Here is a 21,414-nt window from a genome sequence, read left to right on the forward strand (position 1 = left end):
TATTCTTAACGCCACCCTAATTCTGGTGCCACCTCTTTGACGATCGTTTCTAACATATGGACATTATAATCCACACCTAATGTGTTCGGAATCGTTAATAAAACGGTATCGGCCTCTTTGATTGCTTCATCTTCTGCCAATTCTTTAACTAATTTATCCGGTTCACCGACAAACGTTTTACCAAAAATCGTTGGGTCTTGATGATAGGCTAGATAACCTACTTGATCTTGTTTTGTCTCTGCACCTTGAGAACCGAAAATTTGACGATCAAAATCGGTGGTGATCGGTTGGATTGATCGAGTCACTAATGTCCGAGGCTCAAAAGCGTGACCGGCATCTTTCCATGCTTGCTTATAGGCACGTAATTGCTGGGCTTGTTGGACGTGGAAAGGCTCGTTGGATTCATAGGTCACTAAGGTAGAAGACTGGAGATTCATCCCTTGTTGGGCAGCCCAAATCGCTGTTTGTTGCGAACCGGCGCCCCACCAAATCCGTTGACGTAAACCAGCAGAAAAAGGTTCCAAACGTAATTTCCCTGGTTTTTGTGGGAACATCGGTTGAGGATTTGGCTCAGCAAATGGTTTGCCTTCAATCAAATCTAAAAATTCTAAGGTCCGATCACGGGCAATTTCTTTGATCTCATCTTCGCTGTAGTCATAACCAAAGTATTTCCAACCATCCATTACTTGTTCCGGTGACCCACGACCCACACCTAGTTGCACTCGGCCCTGAGTAATGATATCAGTAAGTCCAGCATTTTCTGCCATCATATAAGGATTTTCATAACGCATATCGATAACACCAGTACCAATTTCGATCGTATTTGTTTTTGCCCCGATCGCTGATAGTAAGGGAAATGGGGAGCCGCTTTGATCTGCAAAATGATGGACCCGATAATAGGCGCCGTCGATGCCGATTTTTTCCGCTGCTACTGCTAAATCGATGGCTTGTAGATAAGCATCGCTAGCTGTTTTGACCAATGATCCTTGATCCATCCAATGGCCAAAACTTAAAAAACCAAGATTCTTCATGAGGAAGATCCTCCTTGAAAGTATTTTTACTTACTTTTAATAAGTTTAAATAATTTTACTATGCTTTCGCAAAAAAAGCGAAGAATTGATTTATAAAAAGAGCTGGGACAAATTTTTTGTCCCAGCTCTTTGATCAATGAGTATTGACGATTTTTTGAATTTTTTCCGCCAAACGACGGATCAAATTTGGTGCACTGTTCCTAAAATCTTCGATGAATGAACCAGAGAGGCTATCGATCGTACCGACTTCGTTATTCATGATATCAAAGAAGGCAAGGGTGGTATCCTCTGTTTTCCAACTAGCTTTCCAATAAGGACCTTCTAGATAACCATCTAGTATTTGTTGGCTATTGTCACGGACAGCTTGACGGATGATCTCTTCTTCAGTAATTGGTGTACCTTTTTCTTTGAAATAATTGAGCTTTTCTTCTACTTCATACATATTCTCAGGAACCAATGAATACATTTTTTAGGACTTCCTTTCTTGTCTAACCCAAAAAGATAATTCATTATTGTTATACAAAAAAATTTCAGATTTAGCAACGAAAATTATTCGTCAAAGGCCTAATTTCTTTGAAGTGATCTATCTACTAGTGGAGTGTTTTTATTGACAGATAATTTTAGCTGTGTTAATTTTCTTGCAATAACGAAAACGTTTTAGAATGGATTTGGAGGAAATAGAAATGACAATCAGCAATCATAACGTAACTGAATCTTGCTGTTGTTGTGTGGTGCGTAAAGCAGTACACCATTTTGTCATGCCTATTAACTGCCCAACATTCAGTCGTTTTGAGAACTAGAAAAAAGCTCGTTTTCTAGGTTCAATTTAGCGAAGTGTCTAGGTGCTGATTAATAGTCAGTGCCTTTTTTGTTTTTCTAAAAAATTAATTAAAGGAGTTCATTATGATTATAGATTCGATCCAAGCAGCGATAGGGCAAACACCTTTATTACGTTTTACAGCGAAGGATTTTGAGGAGATTCCTGAAGGCTCAGCGATTTATGCGAAGTTGGAATACTTGAATCCCGGTGGAAGTATCAAAGACCGACTAGGGGAGTATTTAATCAAAGAAGGATTTAATAGTGGCAAAATAAAACAAACGACCACAATCATTGAACCGACAGCTGGAAATACCGGGATTGGGGTGGCGCTAGCAGCCGTCGTTGCCGGTCTTCCGACGATTTTTATCGTACCAGAAAAATTTAGTTTAGAAAAACAAGCTTTGATGCGTGCATTAGGGGCCACAATCATTCACACTCCGACTGAAGCGGGAATCATTGGTGCCATCAAAAAAGCCAAAGAAATCCATGCTGAGTTGCCCGATAGTTATTTACCACTACAATTTGAAAATCCAGCGAATCCAGCAGCCTATTATCGAACACTCGGTCCCGAATTAGTGACAGATCTTGGCGAAGAAATCAGCAGCTTTGTTGCTGGTATCGGTAGTGGCGGTACATTTAGCGGAGTCGCTCGATATTTATTAGAAAAAAATCCAACCATTCGCTTGATTGGCGTGGAACCAGAAGGCTCGATCCTTAATGGAGGAGAAAGCCATGGGCATGAAATCGAAGGTATCGGAGTGGAATTTATTCCCGAATTTTTGACTGATCTACCGATTACTCAGTATGCGACGATCAGTGATCAGGCGGGATTTGCGATGACACGGCGTTTGGCAAAAGAAAAAGGGCTGCTGATCGGTAGTTCATCGGGTGCAGCGATGGTAGCAGCTTTAGAAGAAATTCGTCAATTGCCCCACAGCAGTCAAGTCGTTACGATTTTTCCTGACGCAGGGGATCGTTATCTATCAAAAGATATTTACACACGCGAAAACTATATGGCCGCACATCCAGTAAAATAAGAAAGCGAGACAATTTGATGGGTTTAGAGTTTATGCCGATTTTTGAGGAATGGGCCTCAGATTATGATAATGAAGTAAATGGAGGCAATCCAGAATACCGAGAAGTCTTTGCAGGCTATTGGCGGATTCTCGAGGAAATCACTACATTATCTGGTGAAATTGTGTTAGAGTTTGGTAGTGGAACAGGCAATCTCACGGAGAAATTACTTGCTGCAGGCAAGACCGTTTATCCGGTGGAACCATCACAAGAAATGCTGAACATTGCGCAACAAAAATCTGCGCTTAAAGATGTTCCTTTTTTAGCGGGTGACATGGAAGCTTTTCCAGTACTTCCAGAAAAAATCGATACGATCGTCTCAAATCTAGTCTTTCATCACTTGACGGCTAGCGAAAAAGAACGGGCGATCCATCGTTATAATCAACTGCTGCCGATTGGTGGGAAGATTATTTTTGGTGATACGATGTTTTTGTCGAAAAAAGGTTATAATGAAATCGTAGCAGCTGAAAAGGCGCATAATCGAACCGAACTAGCGGCCGACCTTGAGCGTGAGTATTATCCACTCATCCCTGAGTTAGAAGCCTATTTTAGCACTAACGGCTTTCAAACAAGCTTTCGCCAAATGAATCGCTTTGTTTGGTTAGTCGTCGCAGAAAAATCAACGGAGGTAGAGAAATAAAATGAGAATGAACGTAGAAAGTTTCAACTTGGATCATACGAAAGTAGAAGCACCATATATCCGTGTAGCTGACAAAAAGACCGGCGCAAATGGTGACTTGATCGTAAAATACGATGTTCGTTTCAAACAACCAAATAAAGAACATATGGAAATGGCATCATTGCATTCATTAGAACATTTAACAGCTGAATTGATTCGTAACCACGCTGACTATATCGTCGATTGGTCACCGATGGGTTGCCAAACTGGTTTTTACTTAACTGTTTTAAATCATGACAACATCGATGAAGTGATGGATGTTTTAGAATTAACAATGAAAGATGTTTTAACAGCAACAGAAGTGCCTGCTAGCAATCCTGTTCAATGTGGATGGGCAGCGAGCCATACTTTAGAAGGTGCACAAGAATTAGCACAAGAATTTTTAGCTAAACGTGCTGAATGGGGCAACGTTTATCCAGCCTAAGCAAGCAAAAAGCCGATACTCTAAGCGAGTATCGGCTTTTTATTTGTTCTGGAGAAAATTTTATAAGCCTAATTGTTTCTCTTTATCAGTCAAAAATTTTTCTAATTCTGCTTCGATATCAATATCCAAACGATTAGAAAGTTCTATTAACCACCAAATGTTCTCAGCCAATTTTTGTTCCAAAGTATACGGTGTCTCATCATAATAACGAGCTAATTTCGTCATCGTTAAGCGATTGAGATTTCCAATATCATTTGAAAGTGCTAACAGATCTTCTTCAATTGACCATTCACTTTGATGATGTTTTACTTCTAACTCATGATAACGTGAACGAATCCCATTGCTACGTTCAGCTAATTCTTTGATGTCCATAAAGTCAGCTCCTTCCTAAAATATTCTGATACTTAGCAGTATAGCTAAGGCGATAAAAAAAGCCAGTCAATACTGACTGGCTTTATCGAAAGTCTATTCCCACTCAACTGTTGCTGGTGGCTTGCTCGTAATATCATACACGATACGGTTTACATGTGCGACTTCATTAACGATGCGGACAGAGATTTTTTGCAAGACATCCCATGGGATACGGGCAAAGTCAGCTGTCATCCCGTCGATTGAAGTAACGGCGCGGATACCGATTGTGTAATCATACGTCCGACCATCGCCCATTACGCCGACTGAACGGATGCCAGGTAAGACAGTGAAGTATTGCCATACATCGCGGTCAAGACCAGCGTTGGCGATTTCTTCGCGTAGGATCGCATCTGATTCACGCACGATTTCTAATTTGTCTTCAGTGATTTCACCAAGCACACGGATACCTAATCCTGGTCCTGGGAATGGTTGGCGCCAAACGATTGAGTCAGGCATGCCAAGTTGTGTTCCTAATTCGCGGACTTCATCTTTAAATAATGTATTTAACGGTTCGATCAATTCGAATTGCATATCTTCTGGTAAACCACCAACGTTGTGGTGCGATTTGATTGTTTGAGCTGTCTCAGTACCAGATTCGATCACGTCAGTGTAAAGCGTCCCTTGGGCTAAGAATGAAATACCTTCTTCACCGGCAAGTTTTGTTGCTTCATCATCAAAGACATAAACAAATTCATTTCCGATGATTTTACGTTTTTTCTCAGGATCAGAAACGCCAGCAAGTTTGTTTAAGAAACGATCTTTGGCATCGACTTTGATGATGTTTAAGCCGAATTTTCCGCCCAATGCTTCCATGACTTGTTCGCCTTCATTTTTACGTAATAAACCATGATCTACGAAGATCGATGTTAATTGGTCACCGATAGCTTTTTGTAAAAGCACACCGACAACACTTGAGTCAACACCGCCAGAAAGGCCAAGTAAGACTTTTTTGTCACCGACTTGTTCACGGATTTTAGCTACTTGCATGTCGATAAAGTTATCCATCGTCCAGTCGCCTTTACATTGACAAACATCTAGGGCAAAGTGACGCAACAAGTCATTACCGTATTCTGAATGGCGGACTTCTGCGTGGAATTGGATACCATAGAAGTTGCGGGTTGTATCTTGGATCGCTGCGATTGGGCAATCTTTACTTGTGCCGACTTTTTCAAAACCCTCAGGAACTTTAGTGACTAAGTCGCCATGACTCATCCAAACGGTTTGTTCTTTAGGTGTGTCAGCAAAAAGAACAGCGTTATCAGAAAGTACTTCTAAGGTTGCTTGTCCGTATTCACGATTTTTGGCAGGTTCAACTTTACCGCCTAAGTTATAAGTGATTAATTGCATGCCGTAGCAGATACCTAAAACAGGGATTCCTAATTCAAAGATCTCAGGATCGATCGAGAAGGCACCGTCATCATAGACACTATTTGGTCCACCAGAAAGGATGATTCCTTTTGGATTGATGGCTTTGACTTCTTCAGCAGTGATGCGGTGGCTCATTAGTTCTGAAAAAACACCGAATTCACGGATACGACGAGTGATTAATTGGTTATATTGGCTACCATAATCAAGTACGATAATTTTTTCTACATTTGTTAATTCAGTAGAAATGTTTGTCACAATTATTACCCCTTTTCAAGTTATATTATAAAAGAAAGCAAGCTTTCTTTATAAGCTAGTATTTACGCAAATAGATTTCATCAATGATATGATGCTTTGCCTTGTGCAAGATGATATCAGCTCGGCCTCTGGTTGGCAAGATATACTCTTCCAGATTCTTTAAATTAACATTTTTCCAAACATCTTGTGCCATTGCAAGGGCTTCTTTGCGGTCACCAATGGCGTAATCATAATAATAATTCTCAGGAACTTTGAAAGCTGTGTCTAATAAAGACTCAAAGCGTTCTAAGTACCATCTTTCGATCATTTTTGGTTCAGCATCAACAAAGATCGACAAATCAAAAAAGTCACTGACGTAGATTTGTTGATTTGCAGGGAGCTGCAAAGTATTGATACCTTCAACGATCAAAATATCTGGTGAATCGATCAGTTCATATTCGCCTTCAACGATGTCATACACATCATGGGAGTAAGTCGGGATCGGGATATTTTCTTTACCGGATTTTACTTCATTCAAGACATCGATCAATTTTTCCATGTCGTAACTTTCAGGAAACCCTTTACGATCCATGATCCCGCGTTTTTCTAAAATCGCATTGGGATACAAAAAACCATCAGTAGTAATCAATTGAACGGTTTGGTGTTTGAACAAACGGCTCAATAAGGTCTGTAATAAACGAGCGGTGGTGCTTTTTCCAACAGCGACACTACCAGCGATGCCGATAATGAAGGGCGGCATTTTCACATAACGATGTAAAAATAGTCCCTTGCTCAATGTCAGCGATTCAAAATCTTTCATGTACAGATGGATCAAGTGACACAATGGAACATAGACATCTGCTACATCTTTCATAGAGATGCGATCATTCAAACTTTTGATACTATCTAACTCAGCTTGGGTTAACGGTGTGTTCTCCGGGGTATAAAAATCTTGCCAATCATCCCGGGCAATCCGATAATAATTCCCTCTTTCGTTCATAGCAGCCTCCATACTCATATACTAAGTACTTCAATTTTGGATAAAATGAAATACTATTTTTTATTCCGTCTATCTGTTATAAAGGCCATTAATTATAGTGATGTTTGATATTATTTAGCCTGTCATAAAGGTTTACGAAGAGCGGAATAGACATCATTGATAACTGCGCTTATTCTAACATAAAAAAGTTCTTCAAAGAGCGCTTGCTTGTCAAGATATCCGAATATTTTCTATTTAAAAAGTATTATCTCTCATTGTATCCGAAAAAAACCCTAAAAAGCTATTAGAATAGTAGGAGTTTCATCATTTTTTTAATTGAATGTGAAAAAACTTTTGAGATATTAAGAAATGAGCTGAAATCAAGCCAAATAGTAACCTTACGTTCGATACTATTTAACTGAATAATCGAAGCATTTCATGCTATGATAGAGAAGAATTCTTTGTTAAAAGGATAGTCAAAAATTACCGAAAATAAATAAAACAATCAGAAAGTAGGTACGCAAGGATGAAAAAAATCGTTTTATTTGGGGATAGCTTGCTAACAGGCGTCATGAATGGTGAAACAAGCGATATTTTAGATCAATACATTCTTGATGAACTAAGTGAGATGGGATTTCCAGGTTATCAGTTAATAAAATTGGGCCAAAGAGGTGAGACATCTTCTGATGGAGTAAAAAGAATTGAGGAAGCAGTGGAAGCAGAAGGCGATTTTGTGGTAATCTCCTTTGGTACTAATGATTCATTGAACCTCAAAAATAGTGTTGATCTTTTTGGCGAAAATATCGAACAAATGCTTCGTTCGTTTGATGCCGCTAAAATCATTTTATTGACACCAGGCTACGTGAACACCGCAATCAGGACGGACGGCGACAATGAACGACAACAAATTTTTGCCGAACGAGCGAAACAAGTAGCAGAAGTATCGGGAGTTAATGTGATTGATCTTTATCACCACATGACAGTCTATCCTGAACCAAACGAGTTTATCCAAGCAGCAGACGGAATTCATCCTTCAATGGAAGGCTACCATTTTTTAGGGGCCTTGATTGCTCGTGATATCAAAGAAAAATTATTAGCAGAAGGGTAAAATTATGGCAAATCATTATTATTCAGAAAATCCTGAAACAGCACACGATCTACATCAATGGTCGTTTGAACTTGCAGGTAATACCTTCCACTTCGTTACCGATAGTGGTGTCTTTTCTCGTGGAACCGTCGATTACGGTTCGCGTGTTTTGATCGAACATTTCGATGCAACAGAATTACCAGAAGGAACATTGTTAGATGTCGGTTGTGGCTATGGGCCAATTGGGTTAGCTTTGGCTTATCAAACCCAACGCCCCGTTGAAATGATTGATGTTAATAATCGAGCGGTTGAATTGGCGCAAGGCAATGCCAAACGTAATGGTATCGAAGCGGATATCCACCAATCCAATATCTATGAAACGTTGAACCAGCAAACATATGCGGCGATTATCAGCAATCCACCGATTCGTGCAGGGAAAAAAGTTGTCCATCAGATTTTGAGTGATGCAGCACCGCTACTAAAAGTTGGCGGTAGCTTAACGATCGTGATCCAAAAGAAACAAGGCGCACCTAGTGCCAAAAGTAAAATGGAAGCAGTTTTCGGCAATGCGGAAATCATCGCCAAAGACAAAGGCTATTACATCATTCGCAGTGTCAAAGAATAAATCTAGATCCTATCTACTCGTTTTTTAGTAGATAGGCTTTTTTTATTTTACAAAGTTATTTGGTCAGTATCTGAAACGCCTTTTAAAGAAAAAAGCTTTCTTTCTATTTTTGCCTTTGCTACACTTAAAAAAAATGGAGGAAGAAGGTCCAAAATGAAAATTACCATCAGACAAATTGCTGAACTTGCAGGCGTTTCTGTGACGACAGTTTCACAGATTTTAAATAATAAAGGAAGTCGTTTCAGCGAACAGACACATAGAAGAGTCATGGAAATCGTGGATGAGTACCAATACAAACCTGATTTTTTTGCAGCGAATTTGATTAATCGTCATTCGAAAACTATTGGAATGATCGTACCTGATGTAACGGATTTCTTCTTTTCTAAAGTGATCGAAGGTGTTGAGAGTTACCTCAATCCATTAGGCTATATGATTATTTTATGTAATTCTCGTCATGAACTAGAACAAGAAAATCGCTACTTGAATGAATTGTCGCATCGTTCAGTAGATGGTATCTTGATGGCTACGCCGAACCGACTTGATAAGGATCATGCATTAGGTAGTGATTTTTATCGTCGCCACCCAATCGTCTTGATCGATCGTGGATTAAATGATCGTGACTGGGGTCAATTATTGGTGCAAGAATATGCGGGAGCTCAAGACTTATTACGAATGTTGGTACAAAAAGGACATCGTCATATTGGTATGTTGAAAGAGAGTGAAGGCTATTATCAATTGACTGAACGGGTAAAAGCCTATCAACAAGTTGTGTTTGAATATCAATTACCATTCGATGAAAGCTATATTTGTTCCGGTGAATTGACCATTGCCGGTGGCTATCACGCAGCGAAAGAAGTCTTGAAAAACAAAAAAATCACGGCAATATTTTGTGGAAATGATGAAATGGCGATTGGCTGCTATCAGGCAATCTATGAAGCCGGTTTGAGAATTCCAGAAGATATTTCAGTGGTCGGGTTTGATGGATTGGAAGTGAGCCAATACATGGTGCCGCCATTAACAACTGTCTTTCAGCCGAGTTTTGAAATTGGGTTCTCTTCAGCCAAATTTTTGGTAGATGCGATTAATTTTCCTTCTCAGCGAATTCCGAATAAAATATTCCAAACCAAATTAATTATTCGTGAGAGTGTAAAAAAAATAAAGCAGGGTTGACAACGGGTTAACTACCCGTTATGATAGCGATGGTAGCGCTAACAGAAAACGCTTCTCTGGTTGGTAAACTGTTTTACTAAAGTGGTTTACCTTTCGCCATTTTATTGTATAATAAATTTGAAGCATGGAGGAAAACCTATGAGAATGGTAGATTTGATTGAGAAAAAAAGAGACGGAAAAGCCCTATCAAAGGAAGAAATTAATTTCATTATTGAAGGGTATACCGATGAGAGCATTCCTGATTATCAAATGAGTGCTTTACTGATGGCTATTTTTTATCAAGATATGACGGATGAAGAAATTTCTCAGCTGACCTTAGCTATGGCGAATTCAGGTGAAATTATTGATTTGTCTTCAATTGAAGGGATCAAAGTCGATAAACATTCGACTGGTGGTGTAGGAGATACGACAACAATCGTGTTGGCACCGCTTGTTGCAAGTGTGGGTGTCCCCGTTGCAAAAATGTCTGGACGAGGCTTAGGATTTACTGGTGGTACACTTGATAAATTTGAAGCGATTCCGGGTTTCAAAATTGAATTATCAGAACAAGAATTTATTGATATCGTTAATAAGAGTAAAGTGGCCGTCATTGGCCAGTCAGGGAACTTAGCTCCTGCTGATAAAAAACTTTATGCCCTACGAGATGTGACTGCAACCGTGGACTCAATTCCATTGATTGCTAGTTCGATCATGAGTAAAAAAATCGCTGCTGGAGCGGATGCCATCGTATTAGATGTAACGACCGGTGACGGTGCCTTCATGAAAGACATTGAAGATGCGAAACGTTTGGCCAGAACGATGGTTAGAATTGGTAACTTAGCAGGTCGTCAAACAATGGCTGTGATTTCAGATATGTCAGAACCATTAGGAGAAGCTATCGGGAACAGCTTAGAAATTGTTGAAGCAATCGATACTCTAAAAGGGAACGGTCCTAAAGATTTAACTGAAATGTGCTATGTCTTAGGAAGCCAGATGGTAGTACTAGCTGGAAAAGCAGATTCGTTAGAAGCGGCCCGATTGATGTTAGAAGACGCGCTTCATTCAGGCAAAGCATTAGAAAAATTCCGTGAGATGGTTAAAGATCAAGGCGGTGACGAAAGCGTGATTGATCATACAGAAAAGATTCTAACGGCTAAATATAAAATCGAACTACCTGCAAAATCATCTGGATATGTGACTAAGTTAGTTGCAAATGAAATCGGGATCGCTGCAATGACTTTAGGGGCTGGACGAAAAACAAAAGAAGATGATATCGATCACGCAGTCGGTATCAAGTTACACAAAAAAGTTGGCGATCAAGTCACAGAAGGTGAATCTTTGTTGACGATCTATGCGAATACACAAGAAGTTAGGGATGTTGAGAAGTTACTTTATGAGAATATTTCAATTGGAGATATTCCGAAAGAACCAATTTTGATCCACGATATTATTACAGAATAGGTAATTAAAACTTTTTTATAACAATAAAAAGTATATTATAATAAAACGAAGTGAGGACTTAGCAATGGAAATCAATCGAATGATCGATCACACGCTCTTAAAAGCGGATGCAACACAAGAAAATGTTATGAAAATTATTGAAGAAGCAAAAAAATATCGTTTTTACTCTGTTTGTATCAATCCAACGTGGGTATCATTAGCAGCTAAAGAATTACAAGGCGAACCTGTAGCAGTTTGTACTGTAATCGGCTTCCCTCTTGGTGCGACAACTACTGAAACAAAAGCATTTGAAGCAGAGAATGCAATTGAAAATGGTGCAGATGAAGTAGATATGGTCATTAATATCGGCGAATTAAAAGCTGGAAATACTGAAAAAGTTCAAAAAGATATCGAAGCAGTCGTTGCTGCCGCGAAAGACAAAGCGTTAGTTAAAGTAATCATCGAAACATCTTTACTAACAAATGAAGAAAAAATAAAAGCTTGTGAATTAGCAAAAACAGCAGGAGCTGATTTTGTCAAAACTTCAACAGGTTTCTCAACCGGTGGAGCTACGGTAGAAGATGTTCAATTGATGCGAGCAACAGTTGGACCTGAAATGGGTGTTAAAGCTTCTGGTGGTATCCACAATACTAAAGAAGCAGAAGCAATGATCGAAGCAGGTGCTACACGTTTAGGAGCAAGCTCGGGTGTAGCAATCATGAACGGTCTTACAGGTAATGGCTACTAAAAGTTTTTAGATAAGAAACAAAGAGTATGATGAACCAGGAGGAACGGGCACATGAATAAACAAGAATGGATCGATGTTGCTGTCGACGCGCTCGATAAAGCATATGTTCCTTATTCAAAATTTCCAGTTGGTGCATGTCTTGTAACAAAAGACGGTAAAACCTATCAAGGATTGAATATTGAGAATGCTTCTTACGGCTTATCAAATTGTGCTGAACGGACAGCTTTTTTCAAGGCTGTTTCAGAAGGTGAAAGAGAGTTTAGTCATTTAGTGATTGCAGGGCATACACCAGAACCGATTTCTCCATGTGGCGCTTGTCGCCAAGTCATGGCAGAGTTCTGTGACCCATCAATGCCAGTAACCTTAGTTGGTGACAACGGTGTCGTAAAAGAAATGACCGTTGAAGGTTTACTGCCATATTCATTTACCGACAAAGATTTATAAACCAAGTTCATTCAGTCATCGCACTGTTGAAAAAAAATCATATTTAGGGGGCTTTACAGAAATGAAAAAAGCAAAATTATTTGGCCTAGGTACCGTAGCAATGGCAGCATTGTTAGCTTTAGGAGCTTGCGGCGGGGGCAGCAGTTCAACTGATTCTTCAGGCGGTTCAGGAAAAGAAGATTCAAAACATAGTGTTGCGATCGTAACAGATATTGGTGGCGTGGACGACCGTTCATTTAACCAATCAGCTTGGGAAGGACTTCAAGCTTGGGGTAAAGATCATGATATCAAAAAAGGGAACGGCGGATATAACTATATCCAATCAAATGATGCTTCTGAATATGAACAAAATATTTCACAAGCCGTTACTAATGGATTCAAAACAATTTTCGGGATTGGTTACTTACTAGCGGATCCAATCTCAGCAGCAGCAGATCAAAATGCAGATACAAACTTCGTTATTATCGACTCAGTTATTGAAGGTAAAGACAATGTCGCTTCAGCAACATTTAAAGACCAAGAAGCAGCTTACTTAGCAGGTGTTGCAGCAGCTGAAACAACTAAAACTGACAAAGTTGGTTTTATCGGTGGTGAAGAAGGAGCCGTTATCGACCGTTTCCAAGCTGGTTTTGAAAAAGGTGTAGCGGATACTGCTAAAAAATTAGATAAAGATATTTCTGTAGACGTTCAATATGCGGCTTCATTTGGTGATCCAGCTAAAGGTAAAGCCTTAGCTGCTAACATGTACAATAGTGGCGCAGATATTATCTATCATGCATCAGGTGGTACAGGTCAAGGGGTCTTCTCTGAAGCAAAAGCTCGTAATGAAAAAGCAGACGAAGCAGATAAAGTTTGGGTTATTGGTGTAGATAGCGATCAACAAAAAGAAGGTAAATACACTTCTAAAGATGGTAAAGAAAGTAACTTCTGTTTAACATCTTCACTTAAAGGTGTAGGTGCAGCAGTTCAAGATATCTCTACTCGTGCATTAGAAGATAAATTCCCTGGCGGCGAACACTTAACTTATGGTTTGAAAGACGGCGGTGTATCTCTAACCGATGGTTACCTTTCAGATAAAGCAAAAGATGCTGTTAAAGAAGCAAAAGATTCTATCATCGATGGTAGTGTCAAAGTTCCAGAAACACCTGAAAAATAATTTTTAGGATTTGACCATAGCCTCATACTTATGAGGTTATGGTTCTCTTTTAAAATAAATTTTCTTTTTTTAGACAAGTTTCACTTTGAGTGAGATTTGTCTAAGGGAAGAACGCCCTTAGCGTTGCAACATTTCGTCAGATTTAAAAAGCGATAGGATGTGAAAAAAAGTGGCAGAAGAACAAAATGTCATCGAGATGCGAAACATCACCAAGCAGTTTGGGACGTTTAAAGCAAATGACAACATCAACTTACAGATTCGTAAAGGCGAGATTCATGCGCTTTTAGGAGAAAATGGCGCTGGAAAGTCGACATTAATGAATGTTTTGTCAGGTTTGTTACAACCAACTTCTGGTGAGATATTAATGGACGGACAAAAGGTCGATATTTCAAGTCCGACTAGAGCCAATCAATTAGGAATCGGAATGGTCCATCAACATTTCATGTTGGTTGATGCTTTTACCGTCACAGAAAACATTATCTTAGGTAGTGAGCCGAGTAAAAACGGCATGCTAGATAAAAAGAAAGCCAAAGCAGAAATCGTTCGTTTATCCGAAGAATACGGCTTAAAAGTGGATCCGGATGCGTACATCCGAGATATTTCGGTAGGTATGCAGCAACGGGTCGAAATTTTGAAAACTTTGTATCGTGGAGCAAACGTATTGATTTTTGATGAGCCGACTGCAGTATTAACTCCGCAAGAAATCGATGAGTTGATTACGATCATGGGCGGGTTAATCAAAGAAGGCAAATCAATTATTTTGATTACTCACAAATTAGACGAAATCAAAAAAGTAGCCGATCGCTGTTCCGTTATCCGCCGTGGGCAATATATTGGAACGGTTGATGTGAAGGATGTCAGCTCACAACAATTAGCCGATATGATGGTGGGACGCTCTGTTTCATTTAAAACAGATAAAATACCTGCTGTTCCAGGTGAAGTAGTTCTTTCAATCAATGATTTAGTTGTAAAAGAAAGCCGTGGACTTGAGGCGGTTAAGCATTTGTCATTAGAGGTTCACCGTGGAGAAGTCGTCGGAATTGCTGGAATCGATGGCAATGGGCAATCTGAGCTGATTCAGGCGTTGACGGGATTACGAAAAGTCGAAAGTGGTTCAGTGACTATCAATGGTAAAGATATCACAGGTAAATCACCACGACATATCACTGAAACAGGCGTAGGACATGTACCAGAAGACCGTCATAAATACGGTTTGATTTTACCACTGCCATTGTCAGAAAATATCGCTTTGCAGTCTTATTACCATGCACCATTTAGTAAGAGTGGGATTTTAAATTATGGAGAGATTGACCGCTATGCCAAGCGTTTGATTGAAGAATATGACGTGCGGACAACAAGTGAGAAAGCCCCAGCAGCATCGCTTTCTGGTGGTAACCAACAAAAAGCTATTATTGCGCGAGAAGTTGATCGTGATCCAGATCTATTGATTGTTTCACAGCCAACACGTGGTTTGGATGTCGGTGCGATCGAGTACATTCATAAACGTCTAGTAGAACAACGTGACAAACAAAAAGGTGTCTTGTTAGTAAGTTTTGAATTAGATGAAATCTTAAATGTCTCAGACCGGATCGCAGTGATCCATGCTGGTGAGATCGTTGGGATCGTTGATCCGAAAGAAACTTCTGAAAACGAATTGGGTCTATTAATGGCTGGTTACAGTTTAGAAGAAGCGCGGGCAGAATTAGCAAAGGCTGGTGAGACAAATGAATGATCGCTCAGAGCGTATTAGAAATATTTTAGTACCAATTATTTCAGTTATTTTAGGATTTATTCTTGGAGCCATCTTGATGGCAATTTTTGGATTCAATCCAATCGATGGCTACAATGCGATGTTTAGCTCTGCTTTCCAAAGCACGATGTCAATCGGTGAGATTTTAGTAATTGCAGGCCCACTTATTTTTACAGCATTAGGGTTTTCAGTGGCAAACTCGGCTGGATTTTTCAATATCGGACTTTCTGGCCAAGCGTTGTGTGGTTGGGTCGCAAGTATTTGGGTAGCATTAAGCATGCCGGATGCACCTAAAATCGTGGTTTTACCATTAGCAATTATTGCGGGTGGCTTAGCCGGGGCAGGAGCTGCCGCTATTCCAGGCGTATTACGGGCCTTCTTCGGAACAAGTGAAGTTATTGTTACGATCATGATGAACTATGTGATTTTGTACTTCTCAAATCATATCGTCAATCATGTGATGTCCCCAGACATTATTGCAAATAAAGGGGTGACGAAAGCTGTTGGTCTAAATGCTTCATTAAGAGAACCATGGTTAACTAATTTATTTGGTGGATCACGGGTCAATATGGGGATCATTTTAGCGTTAGTCTTTTTAGTTCTTGTTTGGTTCTTGATGAAACGAACAACATTAGGCTTTGAAATTCGTTCGGTAGGACTTAACCCATTTGCATCAGAATATGCTGGGATGAGCAGTAAACGAACAATTATTATTTCAATGATTATTTCTGGTTTATTAGCAGGTCTTGGTGGCGTTGTTTATGGACTAGGAACATTTATGAACTATTTTGTTCAAGGCACTTCTATCAGTATCGGATTCGACGGTATGGCTGTGTCACTACTAGGTAACGGTAGCTCGATCGGTATCTTGTTATCCGCATTATTATTTAGTGTCTTGAAGCTCGGTGGCCAAGGAATGCAGTTCTCAGGCATTCCAAGTGAACTAGCAAATAGTGTCATTCCATTGATCATCTTCTTCGTAGCAATTAATTATATTGTTCGTGTAGGACTTGCAAAAGTAATGGGCGGCAAGAAAGAAATTGAAAAAGTTCAAGAAGTAGAAGCTGCTCCGAACGAAGAATCAGAAAAAGGGGGCAAAGTCTAATGAATATGGATTTGTTAGCTTCAATTATTGCTCAAACGCTTGTATATTCAGCACCGCTTATCTTGACAGCATTGGGCGGTGTGTTTTCTGAACGTAGCGGAATCGTAAACGTAGGATTAGAAGGTATCATGGTTGTCGGGGCCTTCAGTTCAGTTGTTTTCAACTTGGCTTTTGCAGATCAATTTGGTGCGATGACCCCTTGGTTGGGTGTGTTAGTTGGCGGCTTAGCCGGGATGGTATTTTCACTATTACATGCTGTAGCAACGGTCAATTTTCGTGCAGACCATATCATCAGCGGTACGGTGATGAATTTATTAGCACCGCCATTAACGATTTTCTTGATTAAAGTAATTTACGGAAAAGGCCAAACAGACACGATTCAACAACAATTTGGTTATTTTGATTTTCCCGGTTTAAGTAAAATTCCTGTGATCGGCGAATTGTTCTTTAAAAATACAAGTTTGCCTGCGTATTTCGCTATTTTGATTGCAGTACTTTCATGGTTCATTATTTTTAAAACACGTTTTGGTTTACGTCTACGCTCTGTCGGAGAAAATCCCCAAGCGGCTGATACTTTGGGAATCAACGTGTATGCTTTACGTTATGCAGGTGTTTTATTCTCAGGTTTCTTAGGCGGTATGGGTGGTGCAGTCTTTGCACAATCGATTGCTGGACGTTTTGCAGCAACAACGATTGCCGGCCAAGGTTTCATCTCACTTGCAGCGATGATCTTTGGTAAATGGAATCCATTGGGAGCAATGGGAGCAGCAATTTTCTTCGGTTTTGCACAAAACTTGAGTATTGCCGGTTCCAACCTACCAGTTATTTCACAGATTCCGGATGTGTATTTACAATCAGCACCATATATTTTGACGATTGTCGTATTGGTTCTCTTCTTAGGGAAATCAGCTGCGCCAAAAGCCGATGGTGTCAATTATATCAAAACAAAATAATTCTTTTGTAATTAAAGGGCGGGACTATGGGACAAGTTACTTAGTCACGCCCTTTTTCTTTTAGTAATCACAGTGGCAGATTTTATTTTTATAAGTGATTGTTTCATTGAAATAATTGTAAAGGCTTTTAGTTTACGGGTTAAAAAGAAGCTTTTATACTTTAAATTGGTAAGTTATGAGTGGAATTCATTTCTACTTATTTGATAGATAAAATAGAAAGAGGGAATTGAAATGTTTAAGCGTATTCACTTAGTTGTAATGGATTCAGTTGGTATCGGAGAAGCACCAGATGCTGAAAAATTTGGCGATGTAGGTTCAGATACTTTGGGTCATATTGCAGAAGAAGCCGGACTAACTATTCCACACTTAGAACAACTTGGATTAGGTACAATCCGTCCATTAAAAGGCGTAAAGGATGTCGCAGATCATGATGGTTACGCGACTAAATTAGAAGAAATCTCAGTAGGAAAAGATACGATGACCGGTCATTGGGAAATTGCCGGATTAAATATCAAAACACCATTCCGAGTATTTCCAGAAGGATTCCCACAAGAATTATTAGATCAAATTTCGGAATTTTCAGGTCGTGGCATTATCATGGGAGCGAACAAACCATATTCTGGAACAGAAGTTATCAAAGACTTCGGTGAAGAACAAATGAAGACTGGGGACTTGATCATTTATACTTCTGCAGATCCAGTTTTACAGATTGCAGCTCACGAAGAAGTTATTCCGCTAGAGGAATTATACAAAATTTGTCAGTATGTTCGTGATATTACGAAAGACGATCCATATATGATCGGCCGAATCATCGCACGTCCATATCTAGGTGAACCAGGAAACTTCACTCGGACAAGTAATCGTCATGACTATGCCTTGGATCCATTTGGTAAAACGGTTTTAGATGCATTGAAAGACAATGGCAAGGACGTGATTGCTGTTGGAAAAATCAATGATATTTTTAATGGTCAGGGAATGACGGATGCAGTTCGTACGAAGAGCAATATGGATGGTGTCGATAAATTATTAGCTGTCATGAAGGAAGAGTTTACGGGCTTAAGTTTTACTAATTTAGTTGATTTTGACGCGCTATTTGGTCATCGACGTGATGTTGTAGGGTATGCACATGCAATTGAAGAATTTGATTTACGTATACCAGAAATATTAGATGCAATGCAAGAAGATGATTTATTAATGATCACAGCAGACCATGGGAATGATCCAACCTTTACCGGAACTGATCATACTCGTGAGTACGTGCCTTTGTTGGTTTATAGTAAAAATATGAAAGCACAAGGCAAATTACCACAAGGTTATTACTCAGATATTGCAGCTACGATTGCAGAAAACTTTGACGTACCAGCAACTGAGAACGGCGAAAGTTTCTTAAAATTACTAAAATAAATTCAGATAGATAAATCAGGAGGGTTTTATGACAGACTTACAAGGAAAAATTAAACAAACTGCAAGCTATATCCAAGATAAAGGAGTGGCTGATAGTGCTTTCGGCTTGATTTTAGGCTCTGGGTTAGGTGAATTGGCTGAAGAAATCGAAAATCCGATCGTTATTCCTTATAATGAAATTCCACATTTTCCTGTATCAACGGTGATTGGACATGCAGGTCAATTAGTTTATGGTCAATTAGCTGGGAAGAATGTTTTAGCGATGCAAGGTCGCTTCCATTATTATGAAGGTAATCCAATGGAGACAGTGACCTATCCAGTTCGTGTAATGGCTGAGTTAGGTATTCATTCAGTAGTGGTGACGAATGCTGCTGGCGGTGTGAATGAAGGCTTCCAACCAGGTAATTTAATGTTGATTACAGATCATATCAACTTTATGGGAACGAATCCGTTGATTGGACCAAATGATGATGAGATGGGGCCACGTTTTCCAGATATGAGTGCGGCTTACACGAAAGAGTATCAGGAAAAAGCCCGTGAAGTCGCTAAAAAATTATCAATTGGCTTACAAGAAGGTGTCTATCTTGGTATGACCGGCCCAACGTATGAAACGCCAGCAGAAATTAGAATGGCACGAACAATCGGAGCCGATGCGGTCGGGATGTCGACGGTACCAGAAGTTATCGTTGCTGCCCATAGCGGAATGAAAGTATTAGGTATTTCTTGTATCACGAATTTGGCCGCTGGAATGCAAGCTAACTTGAATCATGCAGAAGTAGTTGAAACAACTGAACGAGTAAAAGAAGACTTTAAAACATTAGTTAAAGAAACATTAGCAGTTCTATAATTAGCAAGCAAAAAATACACTATATCGGAGGAGTAAAATGAGCGTTCATATCGAAGCGAAACAAGGCGAAATTGCTGATAAAATTTTATTACCAGGAGATCCGTTACGGGCAAAATTCATTGCGGAGAATTTCTTAGAAGAGGCAGTTTGTTATAACAATGTTCGAGGTATGCTAGGTTATACGGGGATGTATAAAGGCGAACGTGTTTCTGTTCAAGGAACAGGAATGGGAATGCCGTCAGCAGGAATTTATGCGCAAGAACTGATCCAATCCTATGGCGTAAAAAAATTGATTCGTGTAGGAACATGTGGAGCTTTATCTAAAGCTGTCCATGTTCGTGACCTGATTATTGCACAAGGAGCGGTAACAAGTTCTTCAATGGTCGAAAAACATTTCCCAGGTTTTCACTTTGCCCCAATCGCTGATTTTGATTTGATGATGAAGGCATACGATGTAGCTAAAGAAAAAGGTTTTACGACCCATGTAGGTAACATATTGTCTGAAGATACGTTCTATAAAGATGATCTAACAACGACGTTCAATTTGGCTGAGTATGGTGTCTTGGGCGTTGAAATGGAAGCTGCGATTTTGTATTATCTAGGTGCGAAATTCAATGTTCAAACATTAGGAATCATGACCGTTAGTGATCATATGGTGACGGGAGAAGATACAACATCAGAAGAACGCCAAAATACATTTAAAGATATGATGTATGTCGGTTTAGAAACACTGATTAGTTAAACATTCAGCTGATTTCCATTTTTGGAGATCAGTTTTTTTATTTAAAAGAGAGCAGTTTTTGAATAAGAGTCTTCTAGTAGTTGCGTTTGAGTGAGATTCGTTATAATAAAGGTACTGAGCTAATTATTAAGGAGAGGTCAAAGATGAAAACCGTTGTACGAAAACGAATGATCGGAAACATTCCGTTACTTGAAGTAGTAGAAGAAGACAAAATCTATGAACCATTGCCATTGATTATTTATTATCATGGATGGCAAACCGCGAAAGAATTAGTATTGACTCAAGGGCGTAAACTAGCGGCAAAGCATTTTCGTATTTTACTACCTGATGCAGCGAATCATGGCGAACGCAAGACCAAGACGTCAGAAATTCCGTCACTGACTTTTTGGGATAGTATTCAGACAAATCTTTATGAGTTTGGTTTTTTAGTTGATTACTTTGAAAATTTAGGTTTAGTAATGGGAAAAATTGGAGTGGGCGGTATTTCAATGGGTGGGATTACGACATGCATGTTACTGACACAACATCCTGAGATCGATGTTGCTGCATGTGTCATGGGTTCACCCGCTCCGATTAAGTATCGGGAACGGATTTGTGATCATGCTAGAGAATTAGGTTTTTATTTGCCTACAGATTATCGAAAACTCACCTCATGGTTGGAAAAGTATGATTTATCATTGGCACCTGAAAAAGTTGCTGATCGGCCGCTATTTTTTTGGCATGGGACAGAAGATGAAAAAGTTCCCTATGTCCATACCGCTGATTTTATCAAAGAAAATCCGGGATTACCGCTAACTTTTATCAGCGCTCAGGAGCGTCATTTTGTTCAAATTGCAACGATGGATCGAATTGCTGATTTTTTTGTTGATAACTTAGCTAAAGTTGAGGGAAAGTAGTTTCCTTCTCGAAAAATTTGACTTAAGATATGAAGATAATAGAAACAA

Annotated in this window: 22 protein-coding genes; 17 read left to right on the forward strand and 5 right to left on the reverse strand. The window is 39.5% G+C overall.

Translation table 11 applies throughout. The features are described 5' to 3' along the window. Positions 1-5 precede the first annotated feature (5 nt). Positions 6-1,031, reverse strand: coding sequence for an LLM class flavin-dependent oxidoreductase (locus RV04_RS08275; RefSeq protein WP_071857984.1), 1,026 nt, complete (start codon positions 1,029-1,031; stop codon positions 6-8). A gap of 133 nt (positions 1,032-1,164) precedes the next feature. Next, positions 1,165-1,497 (reverse strand): hypothetical protein, encoded by a 333-nt coding sequence (locus tag RV04_RS08280; protein ID WP_071857985.1) that lies wholly within the window; start codon positions 1,495-1,497, stop codon positions 1,165-1,167. 437 nt (positions 1,498-1,934) lie between these two features. Between RV04_RS08280 and RV04_RS08285 the strand changes: the two genes are divergently transcribed. The 3 genes from RV04_RS08285 to RV04_RS08295 are packed head-to-tail and all read left to right on the forward strand — an operon-like array spanning position 1,935 to position 4,028. Beyond that, positions 1,935-2,888 carry a PLP-dependent cysteine synthase family protein gene (locus RV04_RS08285; RefSeq protein WP_071857986.1) on the forward strand — a complete coding sequence of 318 codons (954 nt, stop codon included), beginning with the start codon at positions 1,935-1,937 and terminating at the stop codon, positions 2,886-2,888. A gap of 17 nt (positions 2,889-2,905) precedes the next feature. Further along, a complete protein-coding gene (locus tag RV04_RS08290; RefSeq protein WP_071857987.1) occupies positions 2,906-3,565 on the forward strand; it encodes a methyltransferase domain-containing protein in 660 nt (219 codons plus the stop codon). Position 3,566: 1 nt separating this feature from the next. Beyond that, positions 3,567-4,028 carry an S-ribosylhomocysteine lyase gene (locus RV04_RS08295; protein WP_071857988.1) on the forward strand — a complete coding sequence of 154 codons (462 nt, stop codon included), beginning with the start codon at positions 3,567-3,569 and terminating at the stop codon, positions 4,026-4,028. 60 nt (positions 4,029-4,088) lie between these two features. Here RV04_RS08295 and RV04_RS08300 read toward each other — a convergent pair whose 3' ends face one another. From RV04_RS08300 to coaA, 3 genes are all read right to left on the reverse strand, one after another. Further along, positions 4,089-4,400 carry a MazG-like protein gene (locus RV04_RS08300; protein WP_071857989.1) on the reverse strand — a complete coding sequence of 104 codons (312 nt, stop codon included), beginning with the start codon at positions 4,398-4,400 and terminating at the stop codon, positions 4,089-4,091. Positions 4,401-4,493: 93 nt separating this feature from the next. Continuing rightward, positions 4,494-6,062, reverse strand: coding sequence for a glutamine-hydrolyzing GMP synthase (guaA, locus tag RV04_RS08305; protein ID WP_071857990.1), 1,569 nt, complete (start codon positions 6,060-6,062; stop codon positions 4,494-4,496). A gap of 55 nt (positions 6,063-6,117) precedes the next feature. Next, positions 6,118-7,041, reverse strand: a complete 924-nt coding sequence (gene coaA, locus RV04_RS08310; protein WP_071857991.1) for a type I pantothenate kinase — start codon at positions 7,039-7,041, stop codon at positions 6,118-6,120. A gap of 505 nt (positions 7,042-7,546) precedes the next feature. On the opposite strand from coaA, the gene RV04_RS08315 reads away from it, so the two are divergent. The 14 genes from RV04_RS08315 to RV04_RS08380 all read left to right on the forward strand — a co-directional run bounded on the left by RV04_RS08315 (position 7,547) and on the right by RV04_RS08380 (position 21,366). Then, positions 7,547-8,128: an SGNH/GDSL hydrolase family protein gene (locus RV04_RS08315; RefSeq protein WP_071857992.1), complete on the forward strand. Its 582-nt coding sequence runs from the start codon at positions 7,547-7,549 to the stop codon at positions 8,126-8,128. Positions 8,129-8,132: 4 nt separating this feature from the next. Beyond that, the gene (locus RV04_RS08320) at positions 8,133-8,732 is read left to right on the forward strand and encodes a class I SAM-dependent methyltransferase (RefSeq protein WP_071857993.1); all 600 of its coding nucleotides are present in this window, start codon (positions 8,133-8,135) and stop codon (positions 8,730-8,732) included. A 153-nt stretch (positions 8,733-8,885) separates the two neighbouring features. Beyond that, positions 8,886-9,902, forward strand: coding sequence for a LacI family DNA-binding transcriptional regulator (locus RV04_RS08325; protein WP_071857994.1), 1,017 nt, complete (start codon positions 8,886-8,888; stop codon positions 9,900-9,902). 138 nt (positions 9,903-10,040) lie between these two features. Beyond that, complete coding sequence (locus RV04_RS08330) at positions 10,041-11,342, forward strand: pyrimidine-nucleoside phosphorylase (RefSeq protein WP_071857995.1); 1,302 nt, start codon at positions 10,041-10,043, stop codon at positions 11,340-11,342. 64 nt (positions 11,343-11,406) lie between these two features. Further along, on the forward strand, positions 11,407-12,069 hold the full coding sequence (gene deoC, locus RV04_RS08335; RefSeq protein WP_071857996.1) for a deoxyribose-phosphate aldolase: 663 nt from the start codon (positions 11,407-11,409) through the stop codon (positions 12,067-12,069). A 51-nt stretch (positions 12,070-12,120) separates the two neighbouring features. Further along, complete coding sequence (locus RV04_RS08340) at positions 12,121-12,513, forward strand: cytidine deaminase (RefSeq protein WP_071857997.1); 393 nt, start codon at positions 12,121-12,123, stop codon at positions 12,511-12,513. A 61-nt stretch (positions 12,514-12,574) separates the two neighbouring features. Continuing rightward, positions 12,575-13,669: a BMP family lipoprotein gene (locus RV04_RS08345; RefSeq protein WP_071857998.1), complete on the forward strand. Its 1,095-nt coding sequence runs from the start codon at positions 12,575-12,577 to the stop codon at positions 13,667-13,669. Between the two features lie 196 nt (positions 13,670-13,865). After that, a complete protein-coding gene (locus tag RV04_RS08350; RefSeq protein ID WP_379953039.1) occupies positions 13,866-15,401 on the forward strand; it encodes an ABC transporter ATP-binding protein in 1,536 nt (511 codons plus the stop codon). Next, positions 15,394-16,524: an ABC transporter permease gene (locus RV04_RS08355; RefSeq protein WP_071858000.1), complete on the forward strand. Its 1,131-nt coding sequence runs from the start codon at positions 15,394-15,396 to the stop codon at positions 16,522-16,524. Before RV04_RS08350 ends, RV04_RS08355 begins: the two co-directional genes overlap by 8 nt. Then, complete coding sequence (locus tag RV04_RS08360) at positions 16,524-17,477, forward strand: ABC transporter permease (protein WP_071858001.1); 954 nt, start codon at positions 16,524-16,526, stop codon at positions 17,475-17,477. The genes RV04_RS08355 and RV04_RS08360 overlap by 1 nt, the downstream gene beginning before the upstream one ends. Before the next feature lie 231 nt (positions 17,478-17,708). Continuing rightward, positions 17,709-18,881, forward strand: a complete 1,173-nt coding sequence (deoB, locus tag RV04_RS08365; RefSeq protein ID WP_071858002.1) for a phosphopentomutase — start codon at positions 17,709-17,711, stop codon at positions 18,879-18,881. A 28-nt stretch (positions 18,882-18,909) separates the two neighbouring features. Further along, the gene (locus tag RV04_RS08370; RefSeq protein WP_071858003.1) at positions 18,910-19,728 is read left to right on the forward strand and encodes a purine-nucleoside phosphorylase; all 819 of its coding nucleotides are present in this window, start codon (positions 18,910-18,912) and stop codon (positions 19,726-19,728) included. Positions 19,729-19,765: 37 nt separating this feature from the next. After that, positions 19,766-20,470, forward strand: a complete 705-nt coding sequence (deoD, locus tag RV04_RS08375) for a purine-nucleoside phosphorylase (protein ID WP_071858004.1) — start codon at positions 19,766-19,768, stop codon at positions 20,468-20,470. Positions 20,471-20,613: 143 nt separating this feature from the next. Next, entirely contained in the window at positions 20,614-21,366 is a 753-nt protein-coding gene (locus tag RV04_RS08380) for an alpha/beta fold hydrolase (protein ID WP_071858005.1), read from the forward strand. Positions 21,367-21,414 lie beyond the last annotated feature (48 nt).

Source organism: Enterococcus hermanniensis, from assembly GCF_001885945.1.
GTDB classification, from domain to species: domain Bacteria; phylum Bacillota; class Bacilli; order Lactobacillales; family Enterococcaceae; genus Enterococcus_A; species Enterococcus_A hermanniensis.